Origin of the sequence: Kitasatospora sp. NPDC059160 (assembly GCF_042755465.1) — a bacterium.
Taxonomy (GTDB): Bacteria; Actinomycetota; Actinomycetes; order Streptomycetales; family Streptomycetaceae; genus Kitasatospora.
The window spans coordinates 55021-68450 of sequence record NZ_JBHZCN010000049.1 but is presented as its reverse complement, the minus strand read 5'-3'; the positions used below and the strand labels follow the sequence as shown (position 1 = coordinate 68450).

9 protein-coding genes and 1 pseudogene are annotated in these 13430 nt (G+C 72.4%); all 10 read left to right on the top strand.

Going from position 1 to position 13430, the window contains the following annotated elements; all coding sequences use genetic code 11:
- Nucleotides 1-360: 360 nt before the first annotated feature.
- The gene (locus tag ACFXOZ_RS21885; protein ID WP_380592131.1) at nt 361-1104 is read left to right on the top strand and encodes a helix-turn-helix domain-containing protein; all 744 of its coding nucleotides are present in this window, start codon (nt 361-363) and stop codon (nt 1102-1104) included.
- Nucleotides 1105-1192: 88 nt separating this feature from the next.
- Nucleotides 1193-1669, top strand: a complete 477-nt coding sequence (locus ACFXOZ_RS21880; RefSeq protein WP_375895897.1) for a carboxymuconolactone decarboxylase family protein — start codon at nt 1193-1195, stop codon at nt 1667-1669.
- Between the two features lie 269 nt (nt 1670-1938).
- The gene (locus ACFXOZ_RS21875; RefSeq protein ID WP_375895337.1) at nt 1939-2727 is read left to right on the top strand and encodes a response regulator transcription factor; all 789 of its coding nucleotides are present in this window, start codon (nt 1939-1941) and stop codon (nt 2725-2727) included.
- Between the two features lie 11 nt (nt 2728-2738).
- The gene (locus tag ACFXOZ_RS21870) at nt 2739-4250 is read left to right on the top strand and encodes a sensor histidine kinase (RefSeq protein ID WP_380526186.1); all 1512 of its coding nucleotides are present in this window, start codon (nt 2739-2741) and stop codon (nt 4248-4250) included.
- A 185-nt stretch (nt 4251-4435) separates the two neighbouring features.
- On the top strand, nt 4436-5365 hold the full coding sequence (locus ACFXOZ_RS21865; RefSeq protein ID WP_380592128.1) for an LAETG motif-containing sortase-dependent surface protein: 930 nt from the start codon (nt 4436-4438) through the stop codon (nt 5363-5365).
- Between the two features lie 265 nt (nt 5366-5630).
- Nucleotides 5631-6212 carry a Uma2 family endonuclease gene (locus ACFXOZ_RS21860; RefSeq protein WP_380526190.1) on the top strand — a complete coding sequence of 194 codons (582 nt, stop codon included), beginning with the start codon at nt 5631-5633 and terminating at the stop codon, nt 6210-6212.
- Entirely contained in the window at nt 6205-7572 is a 1368-nt protein-coding gene (locus tag ACFXOZ_RS21855; protein ID WP_380592126.1) for an oxygenase MpaB family protein, read from the top strand. Before ACFXOZ_RS21860 ends, ACFXOZ_RS21855 begins: the two co-directional genes overlap by 8 nt.
- A 378-nt stretch (nt 7573-7950) precedes the next feature.
- On the top strand, nt 7951-9495 hold the full coding sequence (locus ACFXOZ_RS21850; protein WP_375895324.1) for a cytochrome ubiquinol oxidase subunit I: 1545 nt from the start codon (nt 7951-7953) through the stop codon (nt 9493-9495).
- A gap of 56 nt (nt 9496-9551) precedes the next feature.
- Nucleotides 9552-10589 (top strand): cytochrome d ubiquinol oxidase subunit II, encoded by a 1038-nt coding sequence (cydB, locus tag ACFXOZ_RS21845; RefSeq protein ID WP_380526194.1) that lies wholly within the window; start codon nt 9552-9554, stop codon nt 10587-10589.
- A gap of 4 nt (nt 10590-10593) precedes the next feature.
- Nucleotides 10594-13430, top strand: a pseudogene (cydD, locus tag ACFXOZ_RS21840) (thiol reductant ABC exporter subunit CydD); the annotation flags it as partial.

Below are 13430 nucleotides of genomic sequence, written 5' to 3'. Positions count from 1 at the left end.
AGGCGAACCGCAGGCCCCGGCGCAGCCCCTCGGCGAGCACCAGCAGCAGGGCCGGGAAGAGCGCGGCCATCAGCCGGGCGGGGGTGTCGAATATCTCCCCACCGGGGCCCGGACGCCGGCGCTGCGGGACCACTCTTGGCCCCTTGGTTTCTGACGTAGGAAAAGCTACGTTGCGTTCATCGTTCTGCTCATCGCATCGCGGCAAGAGAATCCTATTTTCGCAGGTAGGTTGCCAGGGATCAGCGCCAGAGACCTGCGGGGAATGCAACGAGCCCGGGCCGCCTTTCGTTGCAATGGATTGACGGTGGACGCTATCGTGGACGGAGAGCGCAGAGACCATCGATCCCGAAGGAGGCCGCGATGCCGGGCGGCAGGCTCACCCAGCAGGAACGCCAGCAGATCGCGCTGGGACTGGCCGACGACCTCGCGTACGCGGAGATCGCCAGGCGCCTCGACCGGCCGACCTCGACCGTCACCCGCGAGGTGATGCGCAACGGCGGCCCCGCCACCTACCGCGCCGACCTCGCCCACCGCGCCACCGGACACCGCGCCCAGCGCCGGCGGCAGTCCGCGCCCCAGGGTCCGGGCGCCACCCCGCAGCCGCACGGCCGGGACGCCGAGGCGGTGCACGCGTACGAGGAGGTGTTCACCGCCGTCCTGATGCAGTCCGGCATGCCCCGGATGATGTCCCGGGTGCTGGCCTGCCTCTACCTCACCGACGCGGGCAGCCTCACCGCCGCCGAGCTGGTCGAGCGCCTCCAGGTCAGCCCGGCGACCATCTCCAAGTCGATCGCCTTCCTGGAGAGCCAGGGCATGGTGACCCGGGAGCGCGACGAGCGGCGCCGCGAGCGCTACTTCGTGGACGACGACATCTGGTACCGCTCGATGATGGTCAGCGCCCAGGCCACCGCCCAGCTCGTCGACACCGCCCGGCAGGGCGTCGGCATCCTCGGCGGCGGGACCCCGGCGGGCAACCGGCTGGAGAACATCGCCCGCTTCCTGGACTTCGTCTCCGAGTCGATCGCCCGCGCCGCCGAACAGGGCCGCGAGGTGCTGCACGCGAAGCCGCTGGGCGGGGAGGACGCGGAGGGCACGGAGGTGTGACGGGGGTCACCGTCAGGCGTGTCACACGGCGCCCGGCCACCTTGTCCAAGAGAACGACAAGGAAGTGCCGAACCCGAGGGAGCACACCGTGGAAGCCCGACTGAACCCCTTCGCCAACCCGGTCATGACCAAGGTCTACAAGCACCTGATCGCCGCGAACCAGCCGATCGCCGACTCGACGCTGCCGTACGCGACCCAGGAGCTGGTGCGGCTGCGGGCCAGCCAGATCAACGGCTGCGGGTTCTGCGTCGACATGCACTTCAAGGACGCCGTGCACGCGGGGGAGGAGGCGACCAGGCTGAACCTGGTGGCGGTCTGGCGCGAGGCCACCGTCTTCACCGACGCCGAGCGGGCCGCCCTGGAGCTGGCCGAGCAGGGCAGCCGGCTCGCCGACGGGGGCGGGGTGACGGACGAGGCATGGGCGAACGCGGCGAAGCACTACGACGAGGAGCAGCTCGCGGCGCTGGTCTGCGTCATCGCGCTGATCAACGCCTTCAACCGGGGCAACGTCATGATCCGCCAGCCCGCCGGGGACTACCGGCCGGGCCAGTTCGCCCAGCACTGAGCCGAGAGTGTGTGCGCGGTCGGGCGGCACCCCGTCCGACCGCCCGCCGCCGCCCGCCGCGGTTCGCCGCCGCCCGCCGCCGTCCGCGGTCGCCGCGGGCGGGCGGGGGCGTGACCGGCCCGTGCGCACACCACCGAGCCCCACCCCAGGGGGCTTGTCACCGCAAAACCGACCGTTAAGGTGTTAATCCAACATTCATCCATGCCGCATAGCCTCCGGGGGCTAGCCTCATGCTGAACGTCATCGTCCGACCGGGAGGCGGAACCCCCGTGCAAGGCACTGTCACCACACCGGGCGGCCCCGCCGTGGCCGGGGGCCAGGGCGAGGCCTTCCTCCTCGTCGTGGACGACGAGCCGAACATCCGCGAACTGCTCGCAGCCTCGCTGCGCTTCTCCGGATTCCGGGTCGCCTCCGCCGCGAGCGGGACGGAAGCGCTGGAACTGATCGCCGTCGAACGTCCGGACCTGGTGGTCCTCGACGTGATGCTGCCCGACCTCGACGGCTTCACCGTCGTCGAGAAGCTGCGCGAGCGCACCAACCGGGGCCAGATAGCCGGGCCCGCGCACGGACACCCGGGCGACCACCTGCCGGTGCTGTTCCTCACCGCCAAGGACGGCGTCGGCGACAAGGTGCAGGGCCTGGCCGCGGGCGCGGACGACTACGTCACCAAGCCGTTCAGCCTGGAGGAGCTGATCGCCCGGATCCGGGCGATCCTGCGCCGGGCCGGCGGCCCCGCCGAGGACGGGCGCCTGCTGGTGGCCGACCTCAGCCTCGACCCGGTCGCCCACGAGGTGACCAGGGCCGGCACCCCGGTCGCGCTCTCCCCGACCGAGTTCAAGCTGCTGCACTACCTGATGGCCAACGTCGGCCGGGTGGTGTCCAAGGCGCAGATCCTCGACCACGTCTGGGCCTACGACTTCGGCGGCGACCTCTCCATCGTCGAGTCGTACATCTCCTACCTGCGCCGCAAGCTCGACTCCGGCCCGGCGCACGGCCCCAAGCTGATCCACACCGTGCGCGGCATCGGCTACGCGCTGCGCCGCCCCCCGCAGGGCTGACGGGCCGGCCCGTGTTCACCCGCTTCACCTCCCGGCTGTCGCTGCGCGCCCGGCTCCTGGTCCTCGCCCTCGTGCTGGTGACCACCGGGCTCGCGGTCAGCGACACCTTCGTGCTGGGCGCCGTGCGGGCCCAGCTGGTGGAGCAGCTGGACGAGCAACTCCAGCGCTACGGCGTGCCGTTGTCCCGCAAGGCGCCGATGCAGGTGAGTACCCCGGGCAGCAGCAAGCCGGTCGTCTCGGGGCGCCGGATCAGCCTGCCCAGCCAGTACCTGGTGCAGTGGCTGTCCGCGGACGGCAAGGTCCAGACCTCGCTCCGCCAGCCCGTCTCGGACACCGACCCGGCTCCCCAACTCGGCGGCCTGGACCCGACCCAGACCGCCCCCGACACCCCCTTCGACCTGCCCGACCAGCGCGGCCACCACAGCTGGCGGGTCCTGGTGCTGCCGATCCAGGCCCCGCGCACGCCGACCCCCGGGCCCGGCGTGTTCGCCTCCCCGGTCAGCACCCCGACCTACGTCATGGTCGCCGTCTCCCGCGAGGACATCGACACCACCGTCGGCCGGCTGAGCACCTCCTTCCTGGCCATCGGCGGCGGCGTCCTGCTGCTCATCGCCGCGCTCGGCTTCTTCGCCGTCCGGGCGGGACTGCGGCCGCTGCGGCGGATCGAGGAGGGCGCCGCGCGGATCGCGGCCGGCGAACTCTCGCACCGGATGCCGGAACTCTCCCCCGGCACCGAGGTCGGACGGCTGTCCGTCGCGCTCAACGGCATGCTCACCCAGATCGAGGCGGCCTTCGCGGCCCGCGCCGAGTCCGAGGCCCGGATGCGGCGCTTCGTCGCCGACGCCTCGCACGAACTGCGCACCCCGCTGGCCGGCATCCGCGGCTTCGCCGAGCTGTACCGGATGGGCGCGCTGCCCACCGGGGCGGACGTCACCCGGACCATGAGCCGGATCGAGAGCGAGGCCGTCCGGATGGGCACCCTGGTCGAGGACCTGCTGGTGCTCGCCCGGCTCGACGAGGAACGCCCGCTCGACCTCGCCCCGATGGACCTGCGCACCCTCGCCGCCGACGCCCTGCACGACCTCACCGCGCTCGACCCCAGCCGCCCGGTCGCCCTCACCGGCCCGGCCGGCACCGGCGCGCCCGGAGCGGCGCCCGTCCTCGGCGACGAGGCGCGGCTGCGGCAGGTGGTCACCAACCTGGTCGGCAACGCCGTCAAGCACACCCCGCCCGGCACCCCGGTGCGGATCGGGGTCGGCGGCGGGCCCGACGGGGTCTGCCTGCTGGAGGTCGCCGACACCGGGCCGGGCCTCACCGAGGAGCAGGCCCAGCGGGTCTTCGACCGCTTCTACCGGGTCGACGCCTCCCGCAGCCGCGACAACGGCGGCGGCGGCGGACTCGGCCTCGCCATCGCCACCGCCCTCACCCGCGCCCACGGCGGCACCCTCACCCTGGACACCGCCCCGGGCGCCGGCGCTACGTTCCGGGTCGAACTGCCCACGAATGGCGACCGGGTTTCCTGAGCCCTTGTCGACCGTCTTTGTCGACTCGTCAATTCCGCTGCGGACCGGGCAATTACGGCGTCCCTCCCATTGTCGGAAACCGGCATGGAGAGCAAAGAATCCGTATGCCTATGATCGGCGCTGCCGGAGCGTCAGAAGGCGCCCCGGCAAGGGTATGTGCTTTCCTTTTCGACCCGAAAGGGGTCATGGTGAAACTCCGCCGTACGCTGGTCTCGGCCGCCCTCGTCGCCGCCGTGCTCTCGCCCGCCGCCGTCCTCCCCGCGGCACCCGCCTTCGCGGAGTCGGCTCCGGCGGCCCCGGCCCAGAACGACACCGGCTCGATCGCCGCCCTGGAGAAGGCCGCCGCCGACGCGGCCAAGGCCTACCAGAAGGCCAAGACCGAGCAGGCCGACATCGCGGCCAAGCTCGAAGCCTTCGACCCGGAGCCCTACCTCGCCAAGCACCGCGAGGCCCAGGCCGCCGCCAAGAAGGCCACCGAGGCCCGGACCGCCGCCGAGGACGAGCTCCACCAGGCCATGTCCGTCTACGACAAGGCGTCGGACGCCGAGCGCGAGAAGGCCCGGCAGGACCTGCTGAAGGCGATGGACAAGGCCAACGCCGCCATCGCCGCCGAGAAGAAGGCCCAGGCGGCCGCCGCGGCCACCGGCACGGCGGCGGACGACGCCAAGGTCGACCTCTTCCGCAAGATCAACGCCGCCAACAAGGCGGTCGAGACCGCTCTCGCCGTGAAGAACACCGCCGACAAGGCCCTCGCCGACGCCAAGGCCGCGGCGGAGAAGCCCGCCGAGAAGCCGGTCGAGAAGCCGGCGGACAAGCCCGCCGAGAAGCCGGCCGACAAGCCCGCCGACCAGGGCGCCCAGCAGCCCGGCACCGTCACCCCGGTCACCGACAAGTCGACCACTACGGTGAAGACTTCGAGCTCCACCGACACCAAGGCCGCCGCCGCGACCGCCACCGCGACCACCACAGCGACCACCGGTTCGGCCACCGAGCTCGCCGAGACCGGCTCCAACCCGGCCACCCCGTACCTCGCCCTCGGCGCCGCCACCGCCATCGGCCTCGGCGCCGCCGCCCTCTACGTCTCGCGCCGCAAGGGCGCCCGCCCCACCTCCTGACCCACCCGGTCCGCGCCCGCTCGGGAGGAGGACGCGGACCCCGGCACCCCCGCCACCGCAGGGCAGGCCCCTTCCGGCCTGCCCTGCGGTTTCGCGTTTCCGCACCCCAAACGCCCCGTTCGGGTGAACCCCGGGCCATTCACCCGATCAGCCCTCCGGTCGTGTGCGACCGTGCTGCCGTCGCTTGTGCGAGATCGCGCAGGCTCATCACACTGGACCGGAGAAGAGGTGTCTCGTGAGCGTGCTAGTTGCTGAGGTGGCCGTCGTGAACCTGGACCAGGTGCTTTGGGACGTGTGGAAGTCCTCGGAACTGCCTGAGGGCTATCGCCTGGAGATCATCGAGGAGACCCTCGCGGTGTCACCCACGGGCAGCAGCCGTCATTTCGATGTGAACAACCGGGTCTTGGAGGATCTCTTCCTCCACCTGCGGGGCAGTGAATGGAGGCCCGGGAACGACTGCAACGTCATCGACGGACTCAAGGTCTTGATCCCCGACGTGTTCGTCGCACCGAAGGACATCGAATCGGTCGAGCATCCCGAGGGCAAGGGCGTACTGGCTTCCAGCGTCGCGCTGGTCGTGGAGACCGTCTCGCCCGGTTCTGAGAACCGCACGCGCGACCACGTCCTCAAGCACCGCGCCTACGCCCGTGCCGGCATCCCGGTGTACGTGATCATCGACGATCACGAGAACGGCGGCGTGGTGACCATCCTCACCGGGCCGGATCGTGAGCGCCGCGCGTACGAGTACGCGGCCCGGATCCCGTACGGCAAGGAGGCCGTGATCCCCGAGGGCCCGGCCAAGGGCTTCGTGATCGGCCCCGGGATCACCGGAGAGCCCCGTGGTTGATCCGACGTCCGTCTCCTTCAAGCGGGACCTCTCCGAGTGGCGGATCGCCCTCGTCGCCTGGCGGTTGCTGATCCTCCAGGCGGCGGATCCGGTGGTGGGCGCCGGGATGCACGAGCACTCCACCTACCGGGCACACCCGTGGCGGCGGATCGAGCACACCCTGGGCAGTGGCCGGCGGCTGTTCTACGCGGACGCGGACGCCCTGCGCCGGGAGGTGGCCCGGCTGAACCGCGCCCACAAGCGGATCAGCGGCACGATGCCGGACGGCCAGGCGTACGACGCCCGGGACGCGGCGACCAGGGTGTGGGTGCTGCTGACGCTGTTCGAGTGCGTGGCGGCCATGCGGCGGCTCGGCGGGGACGGCTACGACGCGGACCAACTGGAGCTGGTGTACGCGGAGTTCAGGGAGGCGATCGCGGCCTTCGAGCTGCCGGAGGAGGAGCTCCCGAAGACCGCCGCCGACCTGCCCGGGTACTTCGCCCGGTACGCCGCCGAGAAGCTGGAGTTCACCGAGGCCGCCCGCTACCTCCTGGACGACATCCTGCACGAGGCGCCCCGCCCGCGCCGGCTGTGGTTCCTCGGGGACGCCGGGTGGCGGGTCACCCGGTCCCTGGTCGCCCGGCTGCTCCGTGAGTTGACGGTGGCGGACCTGCCGCCGGTCGTGCGGGAGCGGTTCGGCCTGGTCCGGACCCGGCGGGGTGCCCTGCTGTCGGTGCTGCTGCACCGCGGTGCCGGGATCGTCGTGCCGCGCCTCCCGGAGCGGCTGCGCTACCGGGCCCCGGAGGAGCAGGCCCCGCCGCGCCGGCTGCGGCCGCAGCGCCGGGACGCGCGCGGCTCCCGGGTGGACCGGTTCTTCCGCGAGGTGCTCGACCAGACCGGGGACGGCGTGATCACCGTGCACGACCTGCGGGCGATGGCCCACAACGTGTGCTGGCAGCTGGAGTTGGACGAGGCCGCGGAGGCCCGGGTGTACGCGGCCTTCGACGGGTGGTGGGAGCAGCTGCGGGTGGCGATGGACGCCGACGGGAACGGCGAGGTGAGCCGGGAGGAGTTCGTGGCGGGGACGCTGGCGGGCTGCGACCGGGACGACGCGTACCTGGAGCAGGGGCTGCTGCCCGCTCTGCGGGCGGTGTTCACCGCGGCCGACACCGACGGCAGCGGCTTCCTGGAGTTCGACGAGTACCGCGCGGTGTTCGGCGGCCCGCGGGTGGACCCGGCCGAGCTGTCGCACGGTTTCCGCCAGTTGGACACGGACGGGGACGGGCGGATCACGGTGGAGGAGTTCGTGGGGGGCTTCACCGAGTTCTTCACCGCCCGGGCCGACTCGACCTCGGGCGCCCAGCTCCTCGGCCGTCCGTAGCCGAGGTCCGCTCACAAGCCCACAGCCGAGCAGGCGCTCAGCGCCTAGCACGCCCCGCCCGCGACCGCGAGCGGGGCGTGCCGCTGTCAAGCGCCGGTTCGGCCAAGAGCGGCGCGCCGTCCGCCCGCTCGTTCGTTGCCCCGGGCCCGGCCGGTCCGCAGACTGTGCGCACCGCCCGCACACACCGTGACGCACCGCACAGGGATGTCAACCCCACCCCACCTGCGGTTCCCCCGTAAGGATGGTGGATACTGTGCTTGTGAACGTGTTCACGTTCACAAGCGGACAAGCTTGCACGGGTGTGCGGCGGTCTACGGCTATAGATGAAGTTTGTCCGGAACACGCCCTGAGAAAGGGCCGGTTGGGAGAGAGGGCGACGTGGAACTGGCAATCGCTCACGAGACGATCGCGCGATGGCAATTCGGAGTCACCACCGTCTACCACTTCCTCTTCGTACCGCTCACCATCAGCCTGGCCGCGATCGTGGCCGGGCTGGAGACCGCCTGGGTGCGTACGAACAAGGAGAAGTACTTCCACGCGACGAAGTTCTGGGGAAAGCTCTTCCTCATCAACATCGCGATGGGCGTCGTCACCGGAATCGTCCAGGAATTCCAGTTCGGCATGAACTGGTCCGACTACTCCCGCTTCGTCGGTGACGTCTTCGGCGCCCCGCTCGCGATGGAGGCGCTGATCGCCTTCTTCTTCGAGTCCACCTTCATCGGCCTGTGGATCTTCGGCTGGGACAAGCTGCCGAAGAAGATCCACTGCGCCTGCATGTGGATGGTCGCGCTGGGCACCGTGCTCTCCGCCTACTTCATCCTGGCCGCCAACTCCTGGATGCAGCACCCGGTCGGCTACGCGATCGACCCGGCCACCGGCAAGGCGCAGCTCACCGACATCGCCGCGGTGCTGTTCCAGAACACCACCCTCACCGTCGTCTTCCACACCCTGACCGCCGCCTTCCTCACCGGCGCCGCCTTCATGGTCGGCATCTCCTCCTTCCACCTCTGGAAGGCCAAGCGCAAGCCCGAGGGCGCCGACCCGAAGAAGACCGCCGTGATGCGCACCTCGCTGCGGCTCGGCCTGGTCCTCGCCGTGGTCTTCGGCGCCGGCACCGCGCTCAGCGGTGACACCCTCGGCAAGGTCATGTTCGAGCAGCAGCCGATGAAGATGGCCGCCGCCGAGGCACTGTGGGACACCCAGTCGCCCGCGCCGTTCTCGATCTTCGCGGTCGGCGACGTCAGCAAGGGCCACAACTCGGTCGAGCTGGAGATCCCCGGGATACTCTCCTTCCTCGCCCACAGCGATTTCAGCTCCTCCGTGCCCGGCATCAACGACACCGCGGCCGCCGAGGCCGCCGCGCACGGCGGCGACCCCAAGGACTACATCCCGAGCGTCTTTGTGACGTACTGGGGCTTCCGCTTCATGATCGGCTTCGGGATGACCTCCTTCGTCGCCGCCCTGATCGGACTCTGGACCACCCGCCGGAAGTTCCTGCTGCGCCCCGAGTTCCGCACCGGCGACACCGAGGTGCCCCGGCTGATGCTCACCCCGTCCAAGGAGATGGGGCCGCTGCTCACCAAGTGGAGCTGGCGGATCGGCATCCTGACCATGGGCTTCCCGCTGATCGCCAACAGCTTCGGCTGGATCTTCACCGAGATGGGCCGTCAGCCCTGGGCCGTCTTCGGCCTGATGACCACCGCGAGCGCCGTCTCCCCGAACGTCGGCATCGGCACCCAGATCGGCGCGCTGGCCACCTTCACCACGCTGTACGCGATCCTCGCCGTCGTCGAGGTCCGGCTGCTGGTCAAGTACGCCAAGGCGGGCCCGGTGGTGACCGAGCAGCCCCCGGCCAAGGACCCGTCGCTGCGCGGCCCGGCCGCGGACGAGGACGCCGACAAGCCGCTCGCCTTCGCCTACTGAACCCGTACTGAACCCGTACTGAACCGTACTGACCCACGGAAAGGAGACCTAGGGTCATGCAACTCCACGACGTCTGGTTCGTGCTGATCGCGGTCCTGTGGATCGGCTACTTCTTCCTGGAGGGCTTCGACTTCGGGATCGGCATCCTCACCAAGCCGCTCGCCCGCGACACCGCCGAGCGGCGGGTCCTGATCAACACCATCGGCCCGGTCTGGGACGGCAACGAGGTCTGGCTGCTGACCGCCGGCGGCGCCACCTTCGCCGCCTTCCCGGACTGGTACGCGACCCTGTTCAGCGGCTTCTACATCCCGCTGCTGGCCATCCTGGTCTGCCTGATCGTCCGCGGCGTGGCCTTCGAGTACCGGGCCAAGCGGGACGGCGCCCGGTGGCAGCGCAACTGGGAGGAGGCGATCTTCTGGACCTCCCTCCTGCCGGCCTTCCTGTGGGGCGTGGCCTTCGCCAACATCGTCCGCGGCGTGGACATCGACGCGCAGAAGAACTACGTCGGCGGCCTCGCCGACCTGCTCAACCCGTACGCGCTGCTCGGCGGGCTGGTGACGCTCACCCTGTTCACCTTCCACGGCGCGGTGTTCGCGGCGCTCAAGACCGTCGGCGAGATCCGTGAGCGGGCCCGCCGGGCTGCCCGGTACGCGGGCCTGGCCGCCGCCGTCCTCGCCCTCGCCTTCCTGGTCTGGACCCAGGCGGACAGCGGCAACGGACGCAGCCTGGCCGCCCTGGTGGCCGCGGTGCTGGCCCTGGCCGGCGCCCTTGCGGCCAACCAACTCGGCCGCGAGGGCTGGGCGTTCATCCTCTCCGGGGCGACCATCGTGGCCGCCGTGGCGATGCTCTTCCTGGCGCTCTTCCCGAACGTCATGCCGTCCACGCTCAACCCGGACTGGAGCCTGACCGTCACCAACGCGGCCTCCTCGCCGTACACGCTCAAGCTGATGACCATCGTGGCCGCCGTCTTCACCCCGCTGGTGCTGCTCTACCAGGGCTGGACCTACTGGGTGTTCCGCAAGCGGATCGGGGTCCAGCACATCCCCGGCCACCAGGCCGGTCAGCAGCCCGCCGCCCCGGCCGACCGGGCCTGACGCCGTGCAGCCGGTCGACCCGCGCCTGCTCGCGCACGCCCGCACCACCCGTGCCTTCCTCGCCGGATCCGTGCTCCTCGGCGGGGCGGGCGCGGTCCTGGTGGTCGCCCAGGCGAGCCTGATCGCCGAGATCGTGGTCCGCGCCTTCCAGCGCGGGGCCGGCCTCGGCGAACTGACCACCCCGCTGGTCCTGCTCGCCCTGACCGCCGTCGGCCGCGGGCTGGTCGGCTGGCTCACCGAACTCACCGCGCACCGGTCCGTCGCCCGGGTGAAGTCCACCCTGCGGCGCCGGCTGCTCGACCACGCCACCGCGCTCGGCCCGTCCTACCTGGCGGGCCGGCGCACCGGCGAACTCACCACCCTCGCCACCCGCGGCATCGACGCCCTCGACGACTACTTCGCCCGCTACCTGCCGCAGCTCGCGCTCGCCGTGGTCGTGCCGGTCATCGTGCTGCTGCGGATCGGCGGCGCCGACCTCACCTCCGCCGCGATCATCGCCGGGACGCTGCCGCTCATCCCGCTGTTCATGGTGCTCATCGGGATGGCCACCCAGTCCCGGATGGACCGGCAGTGGAACACCCTGGCCCGGCTCTCCCACCACTTCCTGGACGTGGTCGCCGGCCTGCCCACCCTCAAGGTGTTCAACCGGGCCCGCACCCAGGCCGCCACCATCGCCAGGATCACCGCCGACTACCGCAAGGCCACCCTGCGCACCCTGCGGATCGCCTTCATCTCCTCCTTCGCCCTGGAACTGCTCTCCACCCTCTCCGTCGCCCTGGTCGCGGTCACCGTCGGCTTCCGGCTGGTCGACGGCAGCATGGACCTGGAGACCGGGCTGCTGATCCTGGTCCTCGCCCCCGAGGTGTACTTCCCGATCCGCCAGGTCGGCGCGCTCTACCACTCCAGCGTCGAGGGGCTCACCGCCGCCGACGAGATCTTCCGGGTGCTGGAGACCCCGCTGCCCGCCGCCGGCACCCGCCCCGCCCCCGACCTCACCGGCGCCGTGATCACCGCCGAGGGCCTGACCGTACGCCACCCCGGCCGCGCCCTGCCCGCCCTGGACGGCGCCGCACTCACCCTGCGCCCCGGCTCCAGCACCGCCCTCACCGGGCCCAGCGGGGCCGGCAAGTCCACCCTGCTGGCCGTCCTGCTCGGCCTCACCGCCCCCGAGGCCGGCACCGTCCGGATCACCGCCGCCGACGGCAGCACCCACGACCTCGCCGACCTGGAGCCGGACAGCTGGCGACGGCAGATCGCCTGGGTGCCCCAGCGCCCCCACCTGTTCGCCGGGACGATCGCCGACAACCTGCGGCTGCACCGCCCCGAGGCCCCCGACGCGCAGCTGTGGACGGCGCTGCGGGCCGCCCACGCGCTCGACTTCGTCACCGACCTGGACGCCGAGCTGGGGGAGGACGGCGCCGGGCTCTCGGCCGGCCAGCGCCAGCGCCTCGCCCTCGCCCGGGTCCTGCTCGCCGACGACCGGCCGCTGGTGCTCCTCGACGAGCCCACCGCCCACCTGGACGGCGACTCCGAGGCGGCCGTCGTGGACGCCGTCCGGACCCTCGCCGAGGACCCGGCGCGCACCGTGCTGGTGGTCGCCCACCGGCCGGCGCTGCTGGCGGTCGCCGAGCAGCGGATCCGGCTGGCGGGGCCCGTCGCCGCCTCCGCCTCCGCCGCCGGCGCCCCGGCCCCGGTCGTGCCGCTCGCCCACACCGGCGAGCCCACCCCCGCCCCCGCCGCGCCGGAGGAGCCGGAGGCCGAACCCGCCGCCCCCCGGCTGGCCCTGTCGGTGCTGCTCGGCGCGCTCGCCCTGGGCAGCGCCGTCGCCCTGATGGCCACCTCCGGCTACCTCATCTCCCGGGCCTCCCAGATGCCCCCGGTGCTCTACCTGATGATGGCCGTCACCTCCGTCCGCGCCTTCGGCATCGGCCGCAGCGTCTTCCGCTACGCCGAACGGCTGGTCTCCCACGACGCGGTGCTGCGCACCCTCGGCACCCTGCGGGCCGCCGTGTACCGCCGGCTGACCGTGCTCGCCCCCGCCGGACTGCCCGCCTTCCGGCGCGGCGACCTGCTCTCCCGGCTGGTCGCCGACGTCGACGCGATCCAGGACCACCACCTGCGCTGGCGGCTGCCCGCCTCCGTCGCGGCCGTGGTCGCGCTCGCCTCGGCCGTCGCGATGGGCGCCTTCCTGCCCGCCGCCGGGCTGGTGCTCGGCCTCGGACTGCTGCTCGCCGGAGTGCTGGTGCCCGCGCTGGCCGCCCGCTGGTCGGCCGGCGCCGAGCAGCGCCAGGCCCCCGCCCGCGGCCGCCTGGCCACCGCCGTGGTGGACGGCCTCACCGGCACCGCCGAACTCACCGTGGCCGGCGCGCTGCCCGCCCGACTGGCCGCCGTCCGCAGCGCCGACGCCGCCCTGACCGGCCTCGCCGCCCGCTCCGCCGCCACCACCGCGCTCGGCACCGGGCTGATCACCCTGCTCACCGGGCTGACCGTGGTCGCCGCGGCCGCCGTCGGCATCCAGGGGGTGCGCGACGGCGCCCTCGCCCCGGTCTGCCTGGCCGTCGTGGTGCTCACCCCGCTGGCCGCCTTCGAGGCCGTCACCGGGATGCCGCTCGCCGTCCAGGCCCGCCGGCGCAGCCGCGCCGCCCGGGCCCGGCTGGACGAGGTGCTGACCGCCCCGCCGGTGGTGGCCGAACCTCAGGACCCGGGGGCCACGTACCCGCCGGCGGGGCGGAGGACGGGGGATGTGGGGGGGGGGAGGGTGCCGCCCCCCCAGAACCGGCCGGGGCCGCCCCGCCGCGGGGGGGGGGGGGAGGGGGGGGCGCCCGGGGTGCGGGGTACGGG

What these genes read in the sequence shown, in the direction of transcription:
- ACFXOZ_RS21865 (WP_380592128.1), top strand. Translation starts at nt 4,436, where the DNA reads ATGGTGAAACTCCGCCGTACGCTGGTCTCGGCCGCCCTCGTCGCCGCC.
- cydB (WP_380526194.1), top strand. Translation starts at nt 9,552, where the DNA reads ATGCAACTCCACGACGTCTGGTTCGTGCTGATCGCGGTCCTGTGGATC.
- ACFXOZ_RS21885 (WP_380592131.1), top strand. Translation starts at nt 361, where the DNA reads ATGCCGGGCGGCAGGCTCACCCAGCAGGAACGCCAGCAGATCGCGCTG.